Origin of the sequence: Acinetobacter sp. TWP2-2-3, from assembly GCF_049896445.1 — a bacterium.
Taxonomy (GTDB): Bacteria; Pseudomonadota; Gammaproteobacteria; order Pseudomonadales; family Moraxellaceae; genus Acinetobacter.
In genome coordinates this window covers 141,998-166,301 of the sequence record NZ_JAFCUI010000001.1, presented here as the reverse complement: position 1 = coordinate 166,301, position 24,304 = coordinate 141,998, and the positions used below count along the sequence as shown (strand labels likewise).

Sequence of the window (24,304 nt, the reverse complement as noted above, 5' to 3'; positions counted from 1 at the left end):
GGCTAAAGCTGCGCGTTCTCATTTATTTTCTACAGAATGGTTAAACTGTTCTTCTTTAACATTTGCTGAACGACCTGTTCTGCCTCAAAACCCAAGCGCCAATACAACAGCTCCATCACGTCCAACTCATCCTGTGTCACGATACGATCACTCCACAAACAGGCCTCTGCAATACCTAAAATACTGAGGCGATCACGCAATAACAGCCCCGCAATATCATTCAGGATTTCTGCTAGATCAATCGGCTCATCAGAAATTTCATTATATAAGTCCAGTTCCTGAGCGGTCAGAATCCGGTTTAAAATCCGCTCCCGCACCTCAAGCTGGTTGCCGCTATTAATCTGCTGTACATGCAGCAAGGCGTCGATCAAACGCACAATCTGTGGCTTGACCTCATCGAGTGCTGTAGGCGTATGTGCAGGAAGCAAATTCAGTTCGTATTTCACACATTCCAGTAATAATGCATCCAACAGGCCAATTTCGCCATCTTCCTGAATAATCCGTGCCAGCTTCATCAAAAACTGGCGTGCAACAGTTGTCGGCATGCCACCAATATTGTTACAAGCTTGCTGGAAAATCGAGATATGCACCCGCCCGTCCAGATTGAGCAATGAATCTACAATGGCACGGCTAACTTCAGCCTCAGTCGGAATAAATTCACGATATTGACGGATCATTAAAATGGCGACCATCACTTCACGAGAACCAGTTGCGGTTTGTAATGCACGCTCAATCAGTTCCGGACGTGGCATCTTGAGCCGAAGTTCCGGATTCAGTGGTTTGATCGCATCTTTAATCGCAAAACTGATCGGAGACAGCCGCAATAATGGCAAAGGCTGTGGCGAGCTCCAGCTCATTGCAGTTTCAGGCACCACTTCTTCTAAAGAACGGAACAAACTAAACAAAGGCTGATTTTTGAGTTTTTTCAGATTCTCAAGCTGTAAGTCCTGAATCAAGGCAGGATTTAATTCATAAATCCGCTGATTGATATGGGGATGAATATTCAGCCAGTTTTGTGGGCTCAAGGAATTGGCAAAGCACATATGTGAAATGGATTCAGCATATTCACTATAAATCTGGGAGCCGGAATGATGCACATGAATTCTGAGTAAAGTCTGAATATTGGCATCATTTTGAATCAGGCGTCGGGTCTTTCGATCATTTTTATAGGTCCGACCACCGAGTGAAATATATTTAATGAAACGGGAAATCAAAACACCCAAACTACCAATCAGCCAGATCACCGCGCCCACTGAAACATAGAAAGTTTCGAACTTGTTTTCACGAGGACTACCCGCTCGATAAAAACCGGACTTGGCAATCTTACTGCCACACTGACTAAACGTAGTTAAACTGCTATACAGAATTTTCAAACGGGTATTTTCCGCAGCTTCACCAGACAGGATTTTATTGAATTCATGGCTGAGCAAGCCATACAGCTCGACTTTATCCAGTGTTTGTATCGCACCCCAAGTCAGGATAATTGCGGTATCCCGCGGACTAAACCCTGCCGTCAATGCATTGACACCAACTTCATCGGGCAGCACATATACCGCCGGAACGTCAATCAGAAAAGTCTCTGACAGTTGCTGGTTAATGTGCAGTGCAGCACTTTCTTCTGGAATACTGTCCATCGGACTCAACCGACGTGCACCCAACTGCTTCGCCAGCGAATAACCGCCATTCCGAAAAATATAGAATTCATAGATGACCGAGATCATCATGGCACATAACAACAAAGCAATCAGATAAGGACTTAGCGCATGCCAGAAGATTGACTGGCTAGGATCAGTATAAAAAACAAAGAGACCAACAACGGTATTAATAATAAAAATAGTCAACAGAATTGCAATCAGGCAAAAACTTACAGGCAGTACTATATTTTTGTTTTTTATAAAATCGTATCCTACGTTTCGCAATGCAGAACCCTAAAATGATGATTTTCAATGGGTTCATCATAAAACAAAAAAGCGGGAAATTCCCGCTTTTTCATGATGATTTTAAATGTTTAAACTTCGCGTACGCCAGTCAAATCCACTGAGGCTGCATCAATATTGACATCAATATAATTGCTTTCTTTCATGGCACTGTCACTACGTTTTTGCTGAAGATCATCCAGATATTGCGCATCAATACCGCCCGAAACATAGATGCCATCAAACACTGAACAATCAAAGTCTTTGACATCCGGTACTTTGGTGGTTCTTACCGCATCTTTCAAATCTTCCAGATCCTGGAAAATCAGACGGTCAGCACCAATAATTTCACGGATTTCTTCCACGCTACGTTCCGATGCAATCAATTCTGATTTTGCTGGCATATCAATACCGTAAACGTTTGGATATTTCACCATCGGTGCTGCAGAAGCGAAGAATACTTTTTTCGCGCCAGAATCACGAGCCATCTGGATAATTTCATTACAGGTCGTACCACGGACAATCGAGTCATCCACCAACAGTACGTTTTTACCTTTAAACTCAAGCTCAACCGGGTTCAGTTTTTGACGTACCGATTTTTTACGCAGCTGCTGACCAGGCATAATGAAGGTCCGGCCGATATAACGGTTTTTCATGAAACCTTCACGGAATTTCACGCCCAACATATTGGCAAGTTCTAGCGCTGAAGTACGTGAAGTATCCGGAATCGGAATCACCACATCAATATCATGCTCTTCACCCCACTCACGCAGAATTTTTTGCGCCAGCTTCTCACCCATTTTCAAACGTGCTTTATACACCGAGATTCCATCAATGATGGCATCTGGACGGGCAAAATAAACATATTCAAAAATACAAGGACGGTATTCAGCATTCACTGCACATTGCTTGGTGAAGAAGTTACCTTCTAAATCAATAAATACCGCTTCACCAGGCAAAATATCACGCTCAACTTTAAAGCCCAGCGCAGTAATCGCAACCGACTCAGAAGCAATGATATACTCCATACCCTGTTCAGTTTCACGCGAACCGTAGATCAATGGACGAATACCATTTGGATCACGGAAGCCTACCAGACCCTGACCGGTAATCATCGCCACCACGCCATAAGCACCTTTACAACGCTCATGCACACGCGTCACCGCATGGAAAATATCTTCCGACGTAGGTACCAGTTTGCCATGTTTTTGCAATTCATGCGCAAACACGTTTAACAGGACTTCCGAATCAGAATCGGTGTTCATATGACGCAAGTCAGTTTTGAACAGGTCATCATGAATTTCTTCAGCATTGGTCAGGTTACCATTATGTGCCAAGGTAATCCCGTACGGCGAGTTCACATAAAACGGCTGTGCTTCAGCACTGCTCGATGAACCGGCTGTTGGATAACGCACATGACCAATACCGTAATTTCCTTTCAAAGCACGCATATGACGGGTATGGAATACATCACGCACCATACCATTGTCTTTGCGCAGGAATAAACGTCCTTCATCACATGTCACGATCCCAGCTGCATCTTGTCCACGATGTTGCAACATCGTTAATGCATCAAACAACATTTGGTTAACGGGTGATTTACCAGCTATACCAACTACTCCACACATAGCAACCTCGCAGACAAGCTAGGATTAATAAAAAGGATTATTTGTAGACTCATCTGCAGCTCCAGACTTGGACGATGTTTCAGATGATGAAGCTGAAGGTTTCGATGTCCCTTCAGGCTTGATATGTTGTAGTGCGCCATTCGCGGCTTCTTTCGACATTTGAGTCGCCCAAGGTGCATAAGGCAATAAGGCTTGAATAAACTTGGACTGTTTCCAATGAGGTGAGCTTTCTACCCACGGGCCAATTCCCTGCATGGTAATCAGAACAATCAGCAAACCTTTCAGGCTACCAAAGACACCACCCGCCAGACGGTTGAGAGGGCCCAGTTTAAGACTCTTTAAAATACGGTTCAACAGTGCAGTAACGATCCAGGTCAGAACTACAATCAGCAGGACGATAAAAGCGAAGGCCGCAATCTTTTGTACGACTGGATCTGTACTCAGAGCAACCATAGACGGCGCAAGTAGCGTTGAATATTTTGCCGCAACAATCAGGGCAAAGATCCATCCCACTAAGTTCGCAAAGGCTTTAATAAATCCTTGACGCAAACCGTTGAGCCCTCCAATGAGCAAGATAATCAGTAGAAAGATATCAATGGCATTCATAGGATTTAAAGTGCGTCTACACAATCTTTTACAAGTTTAGGTCCAGTATAGATGAGGCCACTATAAACTTGTACAAGGCTGGCGCCTGCCTGTTTCTTGGCAGCAGCATCTGCACCTGAAAGAATACCACCCACACCAATCAATGGAATTTGTCCTTTTAATACCGCAGCAAATGTAGCCAGACATGCGGTACTTTTCTCAAATACTGGCGCGCCAGACAAACCACCTGCTTCCTCTGCATGCTCCAGACCCTCTACACCTTCACGTGACAGTGTGGTATTGGTCACGATCAGGCCATCAATCTTGAATTGCAATAATTGCTTGGCAATAAAGGCAATATCGCTGTTATCCAGATCAGGCGCCACTTTCAGTACCAAAGGTACATAATGCTGGTATTCCTGAGCCAATTCAAGCTGACGCTTCTTCAGTGTTTCCAGCAGTTCGGTGAGTGCATCACCACTTTGCAGGCTGCGCAGGTTTTTGGTATTGGGAGAAGAAATGTTGACGGTAATATAAGAAGCATAATTATAGACTTTTTCTAAACAGATGAGGTAATCATCTACTGCTTTTTCTACCGGAGTATCAGCGTTTTTACCGATATTAATACCGAGAATGCCTTTAAATTTGGCCGCTTTGACATTTTCAACCAGCTGATCCACGCCATCATTGTTAAAGCCCATACGGTTAATAATGGCTTTGACCTGTGGCAAACGAAATAAACGCGGATGAGGATTGCCGGCTTGCGGTCTCGGGGTAATGGTACCAATTTCAATAAAACCAAAACCTTGACCGGCAAGGGCGTCAATATAGGCACCATTTTTGTCCAAACCTGCCGCAAGACCTACCGGATTGGGAAATTCGATTCCCATACAGGTCACAGGTTTCGCAGCAACATTTTGACGCATCAAGCCCATTTTATGGGATGATTTCAATAGTGATAATGTCAGCTCATGTGCACGCTCTGGTGCTAAAGAAAACAACAAAGGGCGGGCTAGAGAATACAACATATCCAGAAAAGTCTACTGCTTTTTAAGTCGGCATATTATAGGCATAGGCTGACAAAAAAACCATGCTTTGCAAATCTTTATTTTTACCGTTTATTGTATGGTCGCCGTTAATTTAATCTGTCCTGCCTCATTATTTAGTTCCATTTTCTCGATACTTAGCCCCATTTGTGCCAGCTGAGTCAGGAAATTTGCCAGTACTGCATAATTTTCATGCATGACCGCCAATTGAATTTTTCCTTCCATTTGCTGGGAAGCCACCGACAATCCTTGCTGCTGTGCGACTCGCTGTACTTTCTCCGCTGCATCCAGTTGGGTGTCCCCAGCCGGTTTCATGGTTACTGCATTACTTTGCATCCAAACAATGGTATCTTTCAGCTGATTTAAGCGTTTTTGCTGGGTATCTGCCGCCTGATGCATATACCAGAGTGCAGAACCGACTGCCGCCACAATCACAAAAACAGTGGTAAAAATTACCATTACCCGTTCACGTACCGACAAGCTGTCCAGATAATCACTCAGTGTTTCAAAAGACTGATCCATACGATTTTGTAGCGCTTCAAGGCCTTTCATTATTGAATCCTCACCAGTCCGATCGCAGCTGTTCCGCTGGCCTGAATATTCCCCAGCTCCACCTTAAAACCTTGCTGGCTCAATTGCGTGGTCAGTGCATTTAACGTTTCTGATGAATTAGCCTTAAGCTCCATACTTAGCACAGAAGTATCATAATTTACCCGTTGTGCCACAATCTGATTTTGCATCAAGACAGGCCCCACCCGACTAATCAGCTGTAATGCATGCGTATCTGCAATCTGGCTTTGACGCAACTGCCCTTCAAACTGACTTTTGATATTCTGCTCAGTGACCGGATAATTTTGTCCAAACCAGTATTTAAACTGGTCAATGGCTTGCGCGGCAGTCTGATTCGCCACTTTTTTATATTGATACCAGCGCACAGCATCATAACTAAACTGCAATACCAAAATACCCAGAAAAACTGCCGCGCAGGCTTTCCAGTAACCGGAAATAGCACCATCAGATTTTGCTTTAGGCAATATATTAAACGGATGCTGTTTTGGTTTTTTCAGTACAGGAATACCATATTGGAAAGACTCCAGTTGCTCCTGAGTGATGAGTGCTTCAAGACTACGCAACTGCTCCTGATTCAGGTTGCTCACCTTATAGCTGAGGTCCTTGGACTGATAATCCAGATAAAGGCTTAGATCATCTAGCGACTGACCGATATATTCCGACTCGCGCACCAGCAAACGCCCACCAATTTGAGCAATCACACGATGATTGGCATCAGGAACCGGCAGCACTAAAAAGTCCGGCAACAAAGCTGCTAGCTTGACCGGGATCAGGCTTAAAGCATGTTGCAAGGTCTCAAGCGTAGAATTCGCAATTCCCATAATGCTGATCTGATCCGGCTGTTGAAAATGATGCAGCACTTTCATGGCATCTACCGGCAGCACCACATATTCTTCGAGCAAATATTTAATGCCATCATTGCCCATTTTCTTATATTGGCTCTTGGGCAAGGTCTGCTGCAAAATTTGCACATGACGGCTCGGGAAAAATACCATCGCCTCTTCGCCATGATGAGCCTGTATATCCTGAATCAGCTGTTCTAATGTGTCCGCAGTGTTCCAGAATTCCCCAGTTGACCATTGCCAAACCCCATTGGCTTCAGGCATCCATAAATACAACATTGATTGTGTTCTGCCGTTTTAATTAATTTTTTATAGTGTAGGACTAAAGCTTTTTATCTGTGTGGATAAGCCAGGGGCAATCACCGCCTGATCATAAATACGTGCTTCTGCCAATGCATAAGGTTGAAAAGATTCAGCCAGCAGAATGGAAGACATATGTGCCACCACATTCATATGGCATACCACTGCAATCGACTCATAAGGCAGTTGCGACAACCATTCCACTGCGACTTTGGCATCATCATCCGGTTTGATGGTATTACAGATCACCACCGGCACATCTTTAAAATACTGCTGCAAATGTGCCAGAGTTTCCTGCGCACGCAATAACGGACTGACCACAAAGACTTCAGGCTTAATCAGATCCTTTAAGAACTGTGAAGTCTGCTCAGCCTGTTGATGACCACGCTCCGTTAAAGGTCGCTTGGTGTCATTACCATTGACCGGTGGTGCGGCCTCGCCATGTCGAACTAAAGTCAGTTGCATTTGATTTCCTTATATTCTTTTGCCTGCATGTTAACTAGCTGATATGACAATTCGCAGACAGTCCCTGTGTTATAGATCAGACTTGATGATGTGGCAAGACAAATTCAACATCACTGCGATGACCATTTTTCATCAATGACAAGGCAATATTGAGTGGCGGCGCACCTTCAAAAATCACATCATACAAGGCCGAAGTAATCGGCATATACACATCGAGTTCTTCCGAACGTGCCTTGACCTGCAAAATGGTATTAATCCCTTCTGCCGTTTGACCCAGTTCAGTTGTTGCCTGCTCCAAAGTCTTACCCTTGCCAAGTGCGTAACCCACCTGATAATTACGACTGAGCGGACTGCTACAGGTTGCGAACAAATCACCCACACCTGAAAGCCCAAGAAAGGTCAGCGGATTTGCACCGAGTTTTACTGCAAAACGGCTCATTTCGGCCAAAGCACGGGTCAGGATCATACTCTTGGTATTTTCACCCACGTTATACGCAGCAGCCATGCCCATCGCGACAGCATAGATATTTTTTAATGCGCCCCCGAGTTCTACCCCATGCACATCATCACTGGCGAATACGCGGAACAAGGCACTATGTAGGGCTTGTTGTACGGCATAACGCACCAGCTCGGACTGGCTGGCAATCACGGTTCCTGCCGGCTGTCCTGCCACAATTTCCTTGGCCAGATTCGGTCCTGATAACACACCATAAGGCACTTCAGGCAACACTTCACGAATAATATCGCTCATGAAACTAAAGGTTTTGGCTTCAATACCCTTGGTCAGCGAGATCACGGCTTGCGACGTAATAAAAGGTTTGATTTGCTGCAAGACATCCCGAAAGGAATGACTCGGAATAGCGACTAAAATAATATCGCGATCACGCACAGCCTGTTCCAGATCTGACACCGCTAGCAGATTTTCTTCTAACTTAAAATCTGGCAAATAGCGTTTATTAATATGCGTGGCATTAATATCTGCCGCAACTGCTTCGTCACGAATCCAGATCATGGTATTGCAACCATTACGCACTGCAGTATTGGCCATTGCAGTACCAAAACTGCCCCCACCCAATACTGTGACTCTTAAAGCTGTCTTATGATCAACTGCAACTGGTTCTACCAGTTTTGAGAAATTTAATTCTGACATCTTATTTTTTAATATCCTGTTATACCCTGCAAACTAGCTGTTCTGGTTCCAATAACTGACAAAATCACCGGTTTGAATCTCTGCGCGTGCTGGAATTGCTTTTGCTGCAGTGCCAATATAAATAATACCTGAGACCAGATCATCTTTTGAAATTCCCAATGCCTGCTTAAACAGGCCAGACTCGACTACAGCACCGCTACGCCACATGGTCGAGAAACCCTGAACCTGAAGTGACAACAGAAAATTCTGAATGGCTGCGCCTGAACTAAGGATTTGTTCAAAATGCGGAACTTTAGGATGATCCTGCAAACGCGTTAAGGCAAGCACCAATAAGGGCGCACGAAATGGATGATTCTTGACCCGCTCAATCTGCGCTGTTTCAGTTTCACCCAAATCGACGAGCGCCTGCGACAGCAACCCTCCAAAAGCTTCACGCTGATTATCTGGAACCACCACAAATGTGGTCGGCTTGAGCCGATGATGATCGGGTGCAGTTAATGCCGCTTGAAAGGCTCTTTCCAGTTGTTCTGCATTGGGTGCGGGTGCCAGCAGATGACCAATCGATTGCCGTTGGTGAATATTTTGATGAACGATGTCAATCGCAGATTCCGTCATTGCCTTGTATATCTACACTTAAAAAACCATACTCAAGATTAGCATATTCAAAGAAAAATACGCTAGAAACTTCATAGCGATTCAGCACGCTCATCACAATTTGAAGATAAAGTTGCTTGGTTTTTCAATCCTGTGCTGCTCTATTTTTCACCTAACTCACATAGAGCTATACCAAAAATTGCCAAACCTATACAACAGCTACAAAATCTGCGCTGCTTGCTGTGTTGAAATATTCAGCATCGTATTTACTTGAGATTTCATGATGAAAAAAACAATCGCTTTCAGCGGATTAGCTATTTCCGCATTACTGCTTACTGCCTGTGCATCAAATCCAACTGCATTGGCAGTGCAAAAGGAAAATAACCAGTATGAAGTGACCGGATTAGGTAAAAATCAACTGACTTCGAAAAACAACGCGATTACTGCGGCCAATAAAGCCTGTGGCTCTCGATCAACCCCAATTATTGTAGATGAAAAGACAGCTTATAACGGCGCTTTAAAAGGCGTGGTCGATGAACAAACAGGTCAGATGATTCAGGCAGCAGCTACTGTCCTTGGCAATATCGCAGGTACCAATACTGGTTTAAACCAGAATGATGATTATCAGACGGTGCTTACATTCCGCTGTCAGGCCAAATAAGCCTTAAACCACAGCGCAATAAAAAACCGCTCTTCAAGAGCGGTTTTTCTATGATCTGGATTAACAATAACCTTCCAGACGGGTCAAAGGCAATTTTTGCCCAATGGCTTTTTCAATTTCTGGCAGATAGAACGCATCATCTTCTGCAAGGAAACTGATACTCACACCACTAGTTCCCGCACGACCGGTACGGCCAATACGATGCACATAATCATCCGACTGTTCCGGCAAGGTGAAGTTCACCACATGCGATACACCATCAACATGAATGCCACGACCTGCCACATCCGTTGCAATCATAATGTTATGTTTACCATTTTTGAACTGATCCAGCATTTTCAGACGTTTGTCCTGAGCGATCTCGCCAGACAGCATCACTACTTTATAGCCATCACGTTTTAAATGATCATAAAGTTTGCGCACCTGATCACGACGGTTGGCAAAAATCATGACTTTTTCAATCGGCTCATCACGCAGGATTTCTTGCAACAATTTATATTTGTCCGCCTTAGCGACCATATAAACCCGCTGCTCGACATCGGCATTGGTTTTCTTTTCCGGTTCAATTTCAACTGTGACCGGTTCAAACAACCATTGCTGCGCAAGATTCAATACATCGTAACTAAAAGTAGCAGAGAACATCAGAGTCTGACGTTGTTCTTTACGCGGCGAGAAACGTACAATGCGCTTTACTGAAGGAATAAAACCCATATCCAATAGGCGGTCAGCTTCATCAATGACCAAAAATTCAATCTGATCCAGCCAGACTTCTTTTTGTTCTACAAAATCAATCAGACGACCCGGTGTTGCCACCATAATATCGACAGGCGCTTTATTAAGCTGGTTCTTTTGCTTGTCAAAATCCACACCACCCAGCAAGGTCACCACATTGAGACCAGCATATTTCGCCAGATCCTGTGCATCGCTTTCGATCTGTAACGCCAGTTCACGGGTCGGTGCCAAAATCAGCGCACGTGGCTCACCACGATAGCGTTGTTCCTGAATCGGATTATTTAAGAGATCATTCATGATACTAATTAAAAAGGCAGCAGTTTTGCCTGTACCTGTCTGTGCACGGCCAATGGCATCATGTCCTGCCAGCGTGAATTTCAAAACCTTCTGCTGGATAGGCGTCATGGTGGTAAAGCCTAAAGCATCAATCGCTTTTTTTAGATTGGGATGTAAATTTAAGGTTTCAAAACCAGATGACATAAAGCGGTGCTCTAATTGGGTAATCACTAAGATAGGGATAGTATAAACAAAAAACGCCCCAAGTTATATTGGAGCGTTTTCTTTTTAGCTTAATCCGAAGATTAGTCTAATGGTTGAACTTCTTCAGCTTGAAAGCCTTTTTGGCCTTTAACAACACTGAATTCAACACGTTGGCCGTCACGAAGTGAACGGTGACCGTCACCTTGGATAGCACGGAAATGAACGAATACGTCATCGCCGCCATTACGTTGAATAAAGCCGAAGCCTTTAGTATCGTTAAACCACTTAACTACGCCTTGTTCGCGAGCAGCTGTCATAAGTTAATCCTCATTGAAACTAAAAGAAGGACCACCCGGTGTTGCAAACAGCAGAGCAAACAAGTTTGAAAATATTATTTTTAAGCTTGTAATCATTCTGTAAAACTATCAACAAAATCCCGGTTACATCCATTTATGTAATAGGGTGAAAAACAATCACTTTGTTTATTCAAAGTCCCAAATACGCAACGAGCTTAACATGGGTTTATCACAATTAATAGATTTTTTTTAGCATGTTCTGTTTGATTTAGTTATTTTTTTCATGAAAATTGTCAAAAGACTTTATAAAGTCATTTAGATCTTCTTTTTCTGAAACCAGTTTGGTTCTGGCATCATATTTGCTACTATTTATAGCCTTTTCTGCTATCTAAATAAAACCGCAATGTCCGAATATCCAGCGCAATTCAGCCTTATAGACGCTATGGGAAAACCGTGCCCGATGCCGCTATTAATGTTAAAGCGCGCACTAAAGGCCGGAAATCAGAAAACATTCCTGCTGAAATCATCTGATCCGCATAGCCAGACAGATGTCAGCCGCTATTGTCAGCTGCATCAGCTCAAGCTTGAATTTAAAAAAATTTCTGATACAGAGTTTCACTACTTAATTGAATCTTAAAAATTTTCAATTAAACTGTTGATCTTCACTTTCGTATACTTTTTTACATTTCTCTACCCAAATATCCATTATTTGCGGAGAGATTGGATTAAGATAAAACCTAGTTTAGGGTTATCCCGCACTTCAAGGAGAACACATGAGTGACAGCCGCAATCAGTTGATGCCCCTGTCATTATCGGCGCCAGGTGTCAACCTCGGTGCTTATATCAGCACTGTCAATCAGATTCCGATTTTAACGGCCGAACAAGAAAAAGAGTTGGCTGAACGCTATTACTATGACCAAGATTTAGATGCAGCGAAAATGCTGGTCATGTCGCACTTGCGTTTTGTAGTACATATTGCGCGTAGTTATGCCGGTTATGGTCTGCCACAAGGTGACCTGATTCAGGAAGGCAACTTGGGTCTGATGAAAGCTGTAAAACGTTTTGACCCGAATATGGGCGTACGTTTAGTGTCATTTGCCGTGCACTGGATCAAGGCGGAAATTCACGAATACGTGATCCGTAACTGGCGTATTGTGAAAATCGCCACTACTAAAGCGCAACGTAAACTGTTCTTTAATCTGCGCAGCCTGAAGAAATCATCGAAAAAGTTGACGCTCGCAGAAGCACAGTCTATTGCCAATGATTTAAATGTCACACCAGAACAAGTACTGGAAATGGAAGGCCGTCTGACGGCGTATGATGCGGCTTTTGATGCATCAAGCGATGACGATGATGAAGGTTCCACCCATGTGGCACCAGCGTTATATCTTGAAGATAATCGTTATGACCCGGCTCGTCTGATTGAAAATGAAGACTATGAGGAGCAAAGCACCTCTGCCCTGCATGAAGCCATGGATCAGCTAGATGATCGTTCACGTAATATCTTGCAGCGTCGCTGGCTAGATGACGAGAAATCGACCCTGCATGAGCTTGCAGCCGAATATAATGTTTCTGCGGAACGTATTCGTCAGCTGGAAAAAAATGCCATGGAAAAAATTAAAGTGGCGATGTCATCCAATTAACACCAAATTCTGTTACTGATTTACCTCGAAAAAGCCTTCTTTGATGAAGGCTTTTTTATGTCCGCATTTTGAATTTATGCTAAGGTTGAGCGCAAACTTTATCAGGAAGATCAATTCAAATGTGGATTGCGATTTCAGCACTTAATTTGGCACTTGCAGTCATGCTCGGTGCTTTTGGTGCACATGGTTTAAAAGCGCGGGCGACTGAAGCACAGCTCGGCTGGTGGCAAACGGCAACGGATTATTTTTTCTATCATGCCTTAGGACTACTGATTCTTTCTTTACTGGCGAAAGTCATCCCTGCATTGCCCATTCAATGGAGCTTCGGTCTGATTCAGGTCGGCATTTTACTGTTTTCTGGCTCACTGTATATCATGGCCTTAGGATTACCCCGCGGTTTAGGTGCTATTACGCCCATCGGCGGGGCTTTAATGATTGCCGGATGGTTAATTCTGGCCTGGAATGCTTTAAAATACGCCAGATAAGTTTGAACAACACTTAATCATGGAGGGTTGCTAGAATGATGATTTACATCAATGGCGAACAACAGGAAACTCACTGCAAGAATCTGCTGGAACTGATTCAGAGTATGGCGCTTGAGGGTAAGCGTTTTGCAGTTGAAGTCAATGAAATGATTATTCCTAAAAGCAGATTGGGCGATACGCCAATTTGCGATACAGACAAAATAGAAATTATTCACGCGGTCGGTGGCGGCTAATACTCGGGACAATTATGCAAGATTTATTACAGATTGGTTCACGCCAATTCCAGTCACGCCTTTTGGTAGGCACGGGCAAATACAAAGATTTAAATGAAACTCAGCAGGCCATTGAAACCAGTGGTGCAGAGATTGTCACTGTCGCTATTCGCCGTGTCAATATTGGCCAAGATCCTGACCAGCCGAACCTGCTGTCAGTCATTCCTCCGGAAAAATATACCATTTTGCCGAATACCGCAGGTTGCTTCGATGCAAATAGTGCCGTCCGCACCTGTATGCTGGCGCGTGAGTTGCTCGATGGCCACAATCTGGTCAAACTTGAAGTTTTAGGTGATGAAAAAACGCTTTATCCAAACGTGACTGAAACATTGAAAGCCGCTCGCACCTTGATTGACGATGGCTTTGAGATCATGGTTTATACCTCGGATGATCCGATCGTGGCGCAAGAGCTGGAAAGCATGGGCTGTGTCGCGATTATGCCACTGGGTAGCCTGATTGGTTCTGGTCTGGGCATTCTGAATCCACACACCCTGTCAATCATCAAGGAAAATGCCAAAGTCCCGGTTCTGGTCGATGCCGGTGTCGGTACAGCCAGTGATGCTGCGATTGCGATGGAACTGGGCTGTGACGGCGTACTCATGAATACAGCGATTGCGGCAGCGCAAAATCCGGTCTTGATGGCATCTGCGATGAAAAAAGCCGTTGAAGCAGGCCGAGAAGCTTTTCTTGCAGGCCGTATGCCGCGCAAGCGTATGGCCAATGCCAGCTCGCCGGAAACCGGCTATTTCTTTAAATAAATTTTCATCAACAAAAATAAAGGACTCAATTGAGTCCTTTATTTTTTCCAGTAATTAAGGAATCAGACCTTCATCACGCATGGTAATCTGTACAGACTGACGTTCTGCCACCTTATTACGGATATGAATAATATTTTTATATGGACTCAGATCATGCTCAATCTGGTTCGACCAGTTGGTCAAGACAAACAGATAAGCATCCGCAGGGCCAAAGTTATCATCCACCAGATAATCATTGTCCGATTCACCGATAGCTTTATCGATATAACTCAATAGACGATCAATCTCCGCATAGGCTTTTTTCTTTTCATCGTCGGATAACTTGCCACCGAAGAACACCGCATAGGCATCATGTAGTTCAGAGTTCAGATAACCTAACCATTCCAGCACTTTGGCACGTCCCATGCCCGATGGTGGGATCAAATCTTGTTTTGGATCGTGTTGAGCAAGAAACGGTAGAATTGCAACATTTTCTGTCAGGATCAGACCAGGGTTAATTTCTAACGCTGGTACATAGCCTTTAGGATTAACTTCGTAATAATCCGTACCTTTTTCTGTTTTATGTGTTTTTAAATCAACACGTTCCAAATCAAAATCGACATTAATTTCATTTAAAATAATATGTGCTGCTAGTGAGCAGGCACCTGGTGAATAGTAAAGCTTCATTTCTGATCCTTGTTATACACTTCTCAATGTTTTAAATCGCTTCTGACAAACTTTCAAGTGATCAAACCTGTAAATTGCAAAAAAGCGTAACTGTGATCTCAAGACAGTTACTCATTCAATATTCAGGATATTCCGGGCTTTTGCAAGTCAATCTTGTGTAGATTTTTATCTCTATCTGTTTAACATACACAGGTTTTCCAAATTTAGATGATATTTCGTGATTAGCCTGAAAAAAGAAGAATGGTTTTCCAATATCCGCACAGATGTACTGGCAGGTCTGGTGGTGGGACTTGCCCTGATTCCTGAATCAATTGCCTTCTCTGCCATTGCCGGTGTTGATCCGCAAGTCGGTTTGTATGCCTCTTTCTGCATTGCAGTATCCATTGCCTTTTTTGGCGGCCGTCCTGCCATGATCTCTGCGGCTACAGGTGCTATGGCGCTTTTGATGATTACCTTGGTAAAAGAACATGGTCTGCAATATCTGTTGGCTGCCACAATTCTGACCGGTATCATTCAGGTCATTGCCGGTTATTTTAAAGTCGCTAAATTAATGCGCTTTGTATCGCAGGCGGTGGTATACGGATTTTTGAATGCCTTGGCGATCCTGATATTTGTGGCACAAATCCCGGAAATTAACCGGATGGATAGCACCGGTTATCTGTTTATTGCGATTGGTCTGGCAATTATTTATCTGTTTCCGTATATCCCGAAAATTGGCAAAGCCATTCCCTCACCTTTAATCTGTATTATCGTATTAAGCGGGTTGGCGCTGTTGTTAAGTGTAGATATGCGTACCGTGAGCGATCTTGGACAATTCCCGGATACTTTGCCAGTATTCCTGATTCCAGAAATTCCACTCAATCTGGAAACCTTGCAAATTATCCTGCCTTATTCCTTTACCTTGGCGACTGTCGGTTTGCTGGAAAGCATGATGACCACTACGGTCATTGATGAAGTGACCGGAACTGAAGGTGACCGTCATCAGGAATGTCGTGGTCAGGGTATGGCCAATATTGTCAGCGGCTTTATGGGCGGGATGGCCGGTTGTGCCATGATCGGCCAGTCAATTATCAATGTGTCTTCAGGGGCACGTACCCGTTTATCGACTCTGGTCGCTGGCGTGTTTCTGCTGTGTCTCGTGGTTTTTTTGAAAGACTGGCTGGCTTATATCCCAATGGCAGCTCTGGTTGCGATCATGATTATGGTGGCATTTACCACCTTTCAATGGGGAGCAATCAAGCAATTCAGCAAACATCCGCTAGAATTTAATACCGTGATGATTGCCGTGATTATTGTCGTGCTTGCCACTCATAATCTGGCGCTTGGTGTATTTGTCGGCGTATTGCTCTCTGCCCTGTTCTTTATTAATAAACTGGAAAGAACTATACATGTCTATACGTATTTAAATACGGTCAATTCACGTAGCTATATTATTTCCGGACAGATATTCTTCAGCAGTACAGAAAAATTCTATCAGTTCTTTGATTTTAAGGAAAAGCTTGAGCATGTCGAACTGGATTTAACCCACGCGCATATCTGGGATGTGACCTCAGTGAACATGTTGAATAATGTGATCCAGAAATTTAAAGCCCAAAATATAGACGTAACAGTGATCGGTTTAAATGAAGCCAGCAGTACACTGATTGACCGGTTTAGTAGCTGATGAACGGTGATTAATAAAAGAGCCTCAATTGGCTCTTTTATTTTATCTGGAAGATCTCGCCAATTTTTATGGAGAAATACCGAGAAAAGTTTGACTTGCTCGGCTCAGGACTTAAAATACCGCATTCTGAATTTTTAGATTTGCCAAAGTTATGTCGAACGATCAATTAGACCAGCAAGTCGTTGAGCTGGAAAACTTAAGCGAGCACCGTGAAATCGTGACGTTTATGCGCCGCTCAATGCCGTTAAACACCTCTCAACGTACTGCGCTTGAACAATATGGTCACTTAATTTTGGAATATCCAGTGGGTGATTTGCGTCAGCACTTTGAACATCCAGAGCGCCCTTTGACTGTAGAAATCGGTTTTGGGATGGGCCGTTCACTGGTATTGATGGCCAAAGCCAATCCTGAGCGTAACTTTGTCGGGATTGAAGTGCATGTACCGGGTATTGCGCAATGCATTTACGAAGCAGGTGTTGAAGGCCTAACGAATTTACGTGTACTGGATGCAGATGCAATTCAGGTATTACGTGAAATGCCAGACAACAGTATCAATACTGTGCAATTGTACTTCCCTGATCCATGGCAGAAAAAGCGTCATTTTAAACGCCGTTTTGTTTCGCATGACCGTATGCCACTGGTGGAGCAAAAGCTGGAGCTTGGCGGAACTTTCCATGCTGCAACGGACTGGGAACCGTATGCAGAGTGGATGATTGAAGTATTGGAAGAACGTCCACGACTGGAAAATCTGGCGGGCAAAGGCAACAGCTACCCTCGTCCAGAATGGCGTCCGCAAACCAAGTTTGAACGTCGCGGGATTGAAGCCGGTCACAAGATTAATGATTTTATCTTCAAGAAAATTTCTTAATCCAAGATTCAAAAAAAGCGCTGATTAATCAGCGCTTTTTTATGGGAGAAATTTTGCAATCCACTTATATATAAAGACAAATGCACCCGAAATAACACTTAAGAAGAAAAATAGATTTTCATCTTTATACTATTTCCATGTTTTATTATTTTTTCTTTTCATTTTTCACCAAAATTAAAGAGGAAAAAGAATTGAGTATTTTATTTTAGACTAAAAAATCCGGCTCTTTTATTTTCGATGACGTTCTAGGATTTGCTGGCTCAACAACTGATAGACATTTTGCAAATCTTCCCGCTGCATATTAGCTAACATCTGCTGATGCATATTCAAGATATTCTGATCACCACGCATCGCTGGGCCGGTCTGCATTTGTTTGGGATCATTCTGCGTGGCTTTACTGGCGGTTTCCAGCATCAAGGGATACAACAAACTAAAATCGACCTGTTGTGCATCAACCACCTGCTTGCCCATGTCATAACAATAATTGGCAAAGTTACAGGCAAATACCGCTGCAAGATGCAAACTGAGACGTTGACTAGAATTATAAGTATAAACACGATTGCTTAGGCTATTTGCCAGTTCTAATAACAGGATTTGGTCCTGTTCATTCTCCGCCTCAATAAATAGTGGCGTCTGCTGCCAATCAATCTGGCGTTCCAGACTAAAGGTCTGCAAAGGATAAAATACGCCTGCACGCACATGCACATTTTTCAGTAAATCGAGATGGGTACTGCCAGAGGTATGTACGATCAGGTTCTGCTGCAAATGCGGATGAATCCGTTCAATGACGCTGGCAATCGACTGATCACTGACCGCGATAATGACCAGATCCACCTCATGACTCAGCTGTTCAGGTCGAGCGATGGCCTGAGCGTTGAATTGCTCAGCCAGTTGCTGTGATTTTTCTAGGGTTCGACTGTAGATCTGTACGATCTCATGTTGTGCTGAAAATACACGGGCAAGATGATATGCCACTCGCCCTGCCCCAATCATACTGATCCGCATCTTGTGCTGTTCCTGACTCATTGCGCACAGCATGCCAATAAATACAGATTGAGGCAATTGGCCTTGATGTTTTTGAATAGGCTTTAGAACTTTCGCAGGGTCAGAATCTGTTCACTTCGGCCAAAAGGTCCATGAACATCATGCAGAATCCCGCTAGTCAGACCGATACCATCTTCACCATATTGCTGCACCACTTCCAGTCCCAGCCATTTACCCTGCGGCAGACGGTGCATATGAATCTGCAGGTCCAGATTCGGAAATCCCCAACCGGAATTCGGGTCCTGACGTGGCACAATGCCATTGGCCGTATCGACCATACCGAGCAAACGACTAAAGTCTGTCGTCGGTTGACCTTCTACCATGTCCAGCGAATTTCTTAGCCAGACAATGCCCTTGCCTGCACGATGGTCAGCATGTGCCCGGGTTTCAATACTCTGGATATAACCGCCCGGCCAGCAGCGCATACCCTCCCAAACCGGTAAATATTCTGGACTTTCGATCGGAAAATCTTCCACTCCAGCAATGGCCGTGGTATTTGAAGTTAGCATTCTCCACGCGCGTGCCACGATACAGGTTTTACCATTGGCACACATTTCAGCTTCAACCAGTTCAATGGTTTTACCCGGACGGATCATGCGTGTGGTAATCGAAAATTCACCAAAGGCTATCAGGCCAAAAATATCCAGCCCGACCCGACCAATACGCATGTCAGCACGTGGCTGAAACTGTTCCAGTTCGACGCATAGAATACCGGTGGCTGGCGCCATGTGCTGCTCATGCGGATTCCACGCACCTTGTGCATGAATATTAGAACGGTAATAAGCCGTAGTACTGCCATCTGCATGCTGTTCGCGCTGAATAAAACTGTAATATGCCGACATTGTTTTAATACTTCCCTGAATATTCTCTTAAACTTTAGAATTTGCAAAAAGTTCTTTGATCTTTATTTTCTGAGCAAAAAGCCATGATAATTCATGATTTGACAATAAATTTTGCACTGTTTAAATCCGACTTTGGTTAAAAGTGCTGTAAAATTTTGCGCAGATAACAAGTGAAAATCCTGCTCCAAGCGTTCAATCATCTTGCTACTTTGCACCACGCTTAACCCTGTCTGCTGTGCCAGCTTCTGCATAATTTTGATGTCTTGCTGATCTTCGGGTTGCATCAGGTCATAGGTCAATGCAAGACCGTTGGTTTTAAGACACTGATGGATAGCCTGAAAAAATCCGTTTTTTTCGGAATTTGGAATGAAATGAGCCACCAGAATGGCCAATGCGGCATCGAAAGTATCCGGCTGATTCAAATCTTGAATCGTGCTTTGGATGAATTGCACCCTTTGTCGATCTATAGAATTCAGATTTTTACTAGCCTGTTTCAGCATGGCTGCTGATGGATCAATTGCAGTAAAGGTCCAGTCTGGATGTTGCTCTAATAAATACGACAATTCATAACCTGTTCCGCAACCCACTATTAACATATGTGCGGTTTCTGGGAGTTCAGTGCTGAGAATTGCTTCAATCTGCTGATGCACCAGTTCATAACCGGGAATCAGTTTACGGATATGATCGTCATAACTGACGACCACGACTTCACTGTGAAAGTTTTTTGCCATATTTTTACTCTAAATCTATGCACGAATCTAAAACTCAGGCGGGTATTTAGATAGATTGAATATTTAAATCTTGTAGCTTGATCTTATTTACTGTTTTCTTGAAATTTGATCATAGACCCGGCGACATGGATGTCGCCATTTTGCTGAGGGACATGGAAGTCCCTTCAGCAAAATAAAGGGATTTTGCTTACTTTTGGCCCATCAAAAGTAAGAAAAGCCTAAACATTGATATCGAAACCGTTATACAAATGGAGGCAATGCATGCATTAAATACTGCTTTGCCCCATTTAAGAATCGCATCAATACAATTTAAGCAATCTCTTTCAAGTTCAGCTCTTCACGCATAAATTCACGCAATTTGAACTTCTGCGCCTTACCGGAAGCCGTCATTGGAAATTCCTGGAAGAAACGCACATAACGTGGCACTTTATTGTGAGAAATATGCTCCTTACAATACTGACGGATAGTTTCCTCAGTACACGGATCATTTTCATGCAGGATGATGCAAGCACAAAGTTCCTCACCATATTTATGGTCTGGCACACCGATCACCTGTACATCTGAAACGGCAGGATGGGTATAAAGGAAATCTTCGATTTCTTTCGGGAACAGGTTTTCTCCGCCACGAATGACGACATCCTTGATTCGACCCTTGATTTTCACAAAGCCTTCATCATCCATTTCAGCGATATCACCGGTATGCATCCAGCGTGCAGCATCAATCACTTCCTGAGTTTTGTCCTGGTCTTCCCAGTAACCGAGCATGACGGAATAACCGCGTACACATAGCTCGCCCAATTGACCGCGTGGCACCACCTTGCCATTTTCATCGACAATTTTAACTTCCAGATGCGGATGTACCCGGCCAACCGTACTAACACGTCGCTCGACACTGTCTGCCGTTGAGCTTTGTGCACTCACTGGCGCAGTTTCGGTCATGCCATAACAAATCGTGATTTCAGACATATGCATGCGTTCAATCACGCGCTGCATAATTTCCTGCGGACATGGACTACCCGCCATAATCCCGGTACGCAGACTGGACAGGTCAAATTCGTCAAACTGTTCATGCTCAAGAATGGCGATAAACATGGTTGGCACACCATAAGCCGCAGTACATTTTTCCTGCTGAATGGCTTTCAAGGTTTCCAGCGGATTAAATACAGCTGATGGATAGATCATGGCAGAACCATGCGTAATACAGGCCAGATTACCCATCACCATACCAAAGCAGTGAAATAAAGGAACTGAAATACAGACGCTGTCTTCTGGACCTAAATGAATCGCTTCACCGACAAAGTACCCGTTATTTAAAATATTATTATGGGTCAGCATGGTGCCTTTCGGATTGCCCGTAGTGCCCGAAGTAAACTGGATATTAATCGTTTCATCGAACTGCAATTCACTGGAGATCTGTTGCAGTTGTTCCAGCTCTTGGGGGCTTGGCGAGCTTAGTAAATCCTGAAAACGGTGGATACCGGTATGCTGCTGATCATCAATTTTAATCACATGCTTTAAATGCGGCAAGCGCTCTGCATTGAGGAATTTACTTTCAGTCTGCATCAGCTCAGGTGCAATTTTAGTCAGAATTTCCTGATAGTCCGTCGTCTTAAACTGCGCTGCAATCACCAGTCCCTTACAGGAGACCTTGTTTAGCACATATTCAAGCTCATTGCTTTTATAGGCCGGATTCAGGTTCACCAGAATAATGCCTGCCTTGAAGGCCGCAAACTGGGTAATGGTCCATTCCACACAGTTCGGCGACCAGATTGCCAGACGGTCACCTTTTTGCATACCTAGTTTCAGCAGCTGACAGGCAAAGGCATTGACCTGATCCTGTAGCTGCCGGTAACTGAGGCGTATGTTCTGATGCAAACTCACTACCGCATCACGTTCTGCATACTGCTCGCAAGCCTGATCAAATTTTTCACCAATCGTCATGCCCAATAAAGGCTGGCTGCTGGTTCCATAGGCATAGCTTAACCGTACTTGTGTCATTGAATCGATCTCCTTGATTCTTTGTAATTCTGATTTTCAACTTTACTAATTGTTTTATGACCACGACGACCTTGTCTGTGTACCGGTTTTTTGTGTGTTTATGCTTGTAAATTTTCCTCCTGCCCACGTACTGCGTTGACACAAAAATCGGCAATCTGTTTGACAAAGTGATCCTTATACTTCTGATCAAACATGACATTTCGGGACGGATTTAAAGGTTCAATTACGACAAAGGTCATGGCGCCAACCACGCCCAACGCTGCCGTATTCAAATCTTCAAATTCGAATTCTCCATTGACCTTTCCTTCGGCCAGAATTTCCTTAATGCTCTGCTTGAGCAGCTGCTTACTGCGAAAACGCTCATGTTCCATTTCCGGATCAACCGGTTCGAACATCAGTGAATACGCCAGTTGGGGGCTATTCATTGCACGTTTGACAAAAGTTGTAACAGATTTTTGCAATTTCAGTTTTGGCGACAAATCTGACTCGGCAATATGGTTCAAGATCCCGACTTCATGCTGAATCGCGGCCGACAAAACCTCGATCAAAATCTGGCTTTTGCTCTCGAAATATCGATAGACCAGTCCTGTAGAAACGCCTGCACGCTCTGCAATGGCCTGAATCGATGCCTCCTTCAAGCCCCCTTGAATAATCAGTTCACGAGCAGATTCCAAAATCGACAGGCGATTTTGTTCCATTCGTTCCTGCATCAATGATGATCTTTTATAACTCATAAAATTATTCTCAACAAGATAAAATGAATTGTAAATCATTTTGTGAATATAGATTCACTTTTTTATTTTTTCGTTGTATGTTAAAACCACAAGCACAACAAAAATGCTTTTTTGGATACAACAAATAGAACCATAGGATGGATGAAGAATGAATTTACAAAGCTTGGATTTCGGTTTGGATGAAACTCTAATAGCGCTTCGTGATTCAGTGGCCGCATTTTGCGCCAAAGAAATTACCCCGATTGCTCAACAGGTTGACCGTGACAACGAGTTCCCTGCTCACCTTTGGAAAAAGTTTGGCGAGATGGGCCTGCTTGGTCTGACAGTCAGTGAGGAATATGGCGGTTCAAATTTCGGTTATCTGGCGCACATTATTGCCATGCAGGAAATTTCCCGTGCTTCTGCATCCATTGGGCTGTCCTATGGCGCACATTCTAACCTATGCGTAAACCAAATTAAGCGTAATGGTACGGAAGAACAGAAACAGCGCTATCTGCCTAAATTGATTTCAGGTGAATATGTCGGTGCCTTGGCGATGTCTGAACCGAATGCCGGCTCGGATGTGGTCAGCATGAAACTGAAAGCGGAAGACAAAGGCGATCATTATCTCCTGAATGGTTCAAAAATGTGGATCACCAATGGTGGCGATGCCGATGTCCTGGTGGTCTATGCCAAAACCGATTTGCAAGCCGGTGCCAAAGGTATGACTGCGTTTCTGGTGGAGAAAAATATGCCAGGTTTCAGCCATGGCACGCATTTGGATAAACTGGGTATGCGCGGTTCCAATACTTATCCGCTGTTTTTTGACAATGTCGAAGTACCGAAAGAAAACGTCATGGGTGGCGTCGGCAATGGTACCAAAGTGTTAATGAGTGGGCTGGATTACGAGCGGGCTGTATTGAGTGCTGGCCCACTGGGGATTATGGATGCCTGTATGGATACCGTGATTCCATATATTCATGACCGTAAACAGTTTGGCCAGGCTCTCGGTGAATTCCAGCTGATGCAGGGCAAAATTGCCGACATGTATTCGACCTGGTTGGCATGTAAGGCCTTGGTGTATGCCGTAGGCGCTGAATGTGACAAGGCCGAACATAGCCGTAGCCTGCGTAAAGATGCTGCCAGTGCCATTTTATATGCTGCTGAAAAAGCGACCTGGATGGCGGGTGAAACCATTCAGACTTTAGGTGGTAACGGTTATATCAACGAGTTTGCTGCAGGCCGTTTATGGCGCGATGCCAAACTGTATGAAATTGGCGCCGGTACTTCAGAAATCCGCCGCATGCTGATTGGCCGTGAACTTTTCAACGAAACAGCCTAAATCTTAACACTTAG

Annotated in this window: 26 protein-coding genes; 9 read left to right on the top strand and 17 right to left on the bottom strand. The window is 44.0% G+C overall.

Translation table 11 applies throughout. The features are described 5' to 3' along the window. Nucleotides 1-29 precede the first annotated feature (29 nt). From ACP7AK_RS00800 to ACP7AK_RS00760, 9 genes are all read right to left on the bottom strand, one after another. Nucleotides 30-1,919 (bottom strand): M48 family metalloprotease, encoded by a 1,890-nt coding sequence (locus ACP7AK_RS00800; protein ID WP_004729955.1) that lies wholly within the window; start codon nt 1,917-1,919, stop codon nt 30-32. Between the two features lie 89 nt (nt 1,920-2,008). Then, a complete protein-coding gene (gene purF / locus ACP7AK_RS00795) occupies nt 2,009-3,544 on the bottom strand; it encodes an amidophosphoribosyltransferase (protein ID WP_180038885.1) in 1,536 nt (511 codons plus the stop codon). A 24-nt stretch (nt 3,545-3,568) separates the two neighbouring features. Further along, entirely contained in the window at nt 3,569-4,150 is a 582-nt protein-coding gene (locus ACP7AK_RS00790) for a CvpA family protein (protein WP_005246742.1), read from the bottom strand. 5 nt (nt 4,151-4,155) lie between these two features. Further along, on the bottom strand, nt 4,156-5,157 hold the full coding sequence (locus ACP7AK_RS00785; protein ID WP_219309651.1) for a quinone-dependent dihydroorotate dehydrogenase: 1,002 nt from the start codon (nt 5,155-5,157) through the stop codon (nt 4,156-4,158). Nucleotides 5,158-5,247: 90 nt separating this feature from the next. Further along, on the bottom strand, nt 5,248-5,727 hold the full coding sequence (gspM, locus tag ACP7AK_RS00780) for a type II secretion system protein GspM (protein ID WP_425878049.1): 480 nt from the start codon (nt 5,725-5,727) through the stop codon (nt 5,248-5,250). Then, on the bottom strand, nt 5,727-6,866 hold the full coding sequence (gspL, locus tag ACP7AK_RS00775) for a type II secretion system protein GspL (protein ID WP_425878047.1): 1,140 nt from the start codon (nt 6,864-6,866) through the stop codon (nt 5,727-5,729). Before gspL ends, gspM begins: the two co-directional genes overlap by 1 nt. 30 nt (nt 6,867-6,896) lie before the next feature. Next, the gene (locus ACP7AK_RS00770) at nt 6,897-7,352 is read right to left on the bottom strand and encodes a phosphoglycerate mutase family protein (protein WP_005246746.1); all 456 of its coding nucleotides are present in this window, start codon (nt 7,350-7,352) and stop codon (nt 6,897-6,899) included. A gap of 76 nt (nt 7,353-7,428) precedes the next feature. Continuing rightward, nucleotides 7,429-8,502, bottom strand: coding sequence for an NAD(P)H-dependent glycerol-3-phosphate dehydrogenase (locus ACP7AK_RS00765; protein WP_253100218.1), 1,074 nt, complete (start codon nt 8,500-8,502; stop codon nt 7,429-7,431). Between the two features lie 33 nt (nt 8,503-8,535). Continuing rightward, nucleotides 8,536-9,117, bottom strand: coding sequence for a nitroreductase family protein (locus ACP7AK_RS00760; RefSeq protein ID WP_044112675.1), 582 nt, complete (start codon nt 9,115-9,117; stop codon nt 8,536-8,538). Nucleotides 9,118-9,376: 259 nt separating this feature from the next. On the opposite strand from ACP7AK_RS00760, the gene ACP7AK_RS00755 reads away from it, so the two are divergent. Beyond that, nucleotides 9,377-9,757, top strand: a complete 381-nt coding sequence (locus ACP7AK_RS00755; protein ID WP_004646604.1) for a hypothetical protein — start codon at nt 9,377-9,379, stop codon at nt 9,755-9,757. Between the two features lie 60 nt (nt 9,758-9,817). Here ACP7AK_RS00755 and rhlB read toward each other — a convergent pair whose 3' ends face one another. Both rhlB and ACP7AK_RS00745 read right to left on the bottom strand, forming a co-directional pair. Beyond that, complete coding sequence (gene rhlB, locus ACP7AK_RS00750) at nt 9,818-10,969, bottom strand: ATP-dependent RNA helicase RhlB (RefSeq protein ID WP_004280098.1); 1,152 nt, start codon at nt 10,967-10,969, stop codon at nt 9,818-9,820. Nucleotides 10,970-11,070: 101 nt separating this feature from the next. Further along, nucleotides 11,071-11,286 carry a cold-shock protein gene (locus ACP7AK_RS00745; protein ID WP_004280099.1) on the bottom strand — a complete coding sequence of 72 codons (216 nt, stop codon included), beginning with the start codon at nt 11,284-11,286 and terminating at the stop codon, nt 11,071-11,073. A 382-nt stretch (nt 11,287-11,668) separates the two neighbouring features. On the opposite strand from ACP7AK_RS00745, the gene ACP7AK_RS00740 reads away from it, so the two are divergent. The 5 genes from ACP7AK_RS00740 (at nt 11,669) to ACP7AK_RS00720 (ending at nt 14,423) form a co-directional block, all read left to right on the top strand. Next, on the top strand, nt 11,669-11,902 hold the full coding sequence (locus tag ACP7AK_RS00740) for a sulfurtransferase TusA family protein (RefSeq protein WP_004280100.1): 234 nt from the start codon (nt 11,669-11,671) through the stop codon (nt 11,900-11,902). 136 nt (nt 11,903-12,038) lie between these two features. Continuing rightward, nucleotides 12,039-12,908, top strand: a complete 870-nt coding sequence (rpoH, locus tag ACP7AK_RS00735) for an RNA polymerase sigma factor RpoH (protein ID WP_004280101.1) — start codon at nt 12,039-12,041, stop codon at nt 12,906-12,908. A gap of 119 nt (nt 12,909-13,027) precedes the next feature. Further along, a complete protein-coding gene (locus ACP7AK_RS00730) occupies nt 13,028-13,393 on the top strand; it encodes a DUF423 domain-containing protein (RefSeq protein ID WP_004280103.1) in 366 nt (121 codons plus the stop codon). Nucleotides 13,394-13,428: 35 nt separating this feature from the next. After that, nucleotides 13,429-13,626, top strand: a complete 198-nt coding sequence (thiS, locus tag ACP7AK_RS00725) for a sulfur carrier protein ThiS (protein WP_004280105.1) — start codon at nt 13,429-13,431, stop codon at nt 13,624-13,626. Between the two features lie 14 nt (nt 13,627-13,640). After that, nucleotides 13,641-14,423, top strand: a complete 783-nt coding sequence (locus ACP7AK_RS00720; RefSeq protein WP_004646601.1) for a thiazole synthase — start codon at nt 13,641-13,643, stop codon at nt 14,421-14,423. Nucleotides 14,424-14,477: 54 nt separating this feature from the next. Here ACP7AK_RS00720 and ACP7AK_RS00715 read toward each other — a convergent pair whose 3' ends face one another. Then, nucleotides 14,478-15,089 (bottom strand): glutathione binding-like protein, encoded by a 612-nt coding sequence (locus tag ACP7AK_RS00715; RefSeq protein ID WP_425878041.1) that lies wholly within the window; start codon nt 15,087-15,089, stop codon nt 14,478-14,480. A gap of 217 nt (nt 15,090-15,306) precedes the next feature. Between ACP7AK_RS00715 and ACP7AK_RS00710 the strand changes: the two genes are divergently transcribed. Further along, complete coding sequence (locus tag ACP7AK_RS00710; protein ID WP_425878039.1) at nt 15,307-16,752, top strand: SulP family inorganic anion transporter; 1,446 nt, start codon at nt 15,307-15,309, stop codon at nt 16,750-16,752. 151 nt (nt 16,753-16,903) lie between these two features. Continuing rightward, nucleotides 16,904-17,620, top strand: a complete 717-nt coding sequence (gene trmB / locus ACP7AK_RS00705) for a tRNA (guanosine(46)-N7)-methyltransferase TrmB (protein ID WP_004729978.1) — start codon at nt 16,904-16,906, stop codon at nt 17,618-17,620. Between the two features lie 228 nt (nt 17,621-17,848). Here trmB and ACP7AK_RS00700 read toward each other — a convergent pair whose 3' ends face one another. The 5 genes from ACP7AK_RS00700 to ACP7AK_RS00680 all read right to left on the bottom strand — a co-directional run bounded on the left by ACP7AK_RS00700 (nt 17,849) and on the right by ACP7AK_RS00680 (nt 22,969). Next, complete coding sequence (locus ACP7AK_RS00700; RefSeq protein WP_253137758.1) at nt 17,849-18,625, bottom strand: Rossmann-like and DUF2520 domain-containing protein; 777 nt, start codon at nt 18,623-18,625, stop codon at nt 17,849-17,851. Between the two features lie 83 nt (nt 18,626-18,708). Then, nucleotides 18,709-19,506: a thioesterase family protein gene (locus ACP7AK_RS00695; RefSeq protein WP_004280113.1), complete on the bottom strand. Its 798-nt coding sequence runs from the start codon at nt 19,504-19,506 to the stop codon at nt 18,709-18,711. A gap of 62 nt (nt 19,507-19,568) precedes the next feature. Further along, entirely contained in the window at nt 19,569-20,237 is a 669-nt protein-coding gene (locus ACP7AK_RS00690) for a class I SAM-dependent methyltransferase (RefSeq protein WP_425878036.1), read from the bottom strand. 309 nt (nt 20,238-20,546) lie between these two features. Next, nucleotides 20,547-22,235: an AMP-binding protein gene (locus ACP7AK_RS00685; protein ID WP_425878034.1), complete on the bottom strand. Its 1,689-nt coding sequence runs from the start codon at nt 22,233-22,235 to the stop codon at nt 20,547-20,549. A 98-nt stretch (nt 22,236-22,333) separates the two neighbouring features. Continuing rightward, nucleotides 22,334-22,969, bottom strand: a complete 636-nt coding sequence (locus ACP7AK_RS00680) for a TetR/AcrR family transcriptional regulator (protein WP_005251442.1) — start codon at nt 22,967-22,969, stop codon at nt 22,334-22,336. Between the two features lie 148 nt (nt 22,970-23,117). Here ACP7AK_RS00680 and ACP7AK_RS00675 point away from each other — a divergent pair, with 148 nt between their 5' ends. Beyond that, entirely contained in the window at nt 23,118-24,290 is a 1,173-nt protein-coding gene (locus tag ACP7AK_RS00675) for an isovaleryl-CoA dehydrogenase (RefSeq protein ID WP_004646592.1), read from the top strand. Nucleotides 24,291-24,304: the final 14 nt, after the last annotated feature.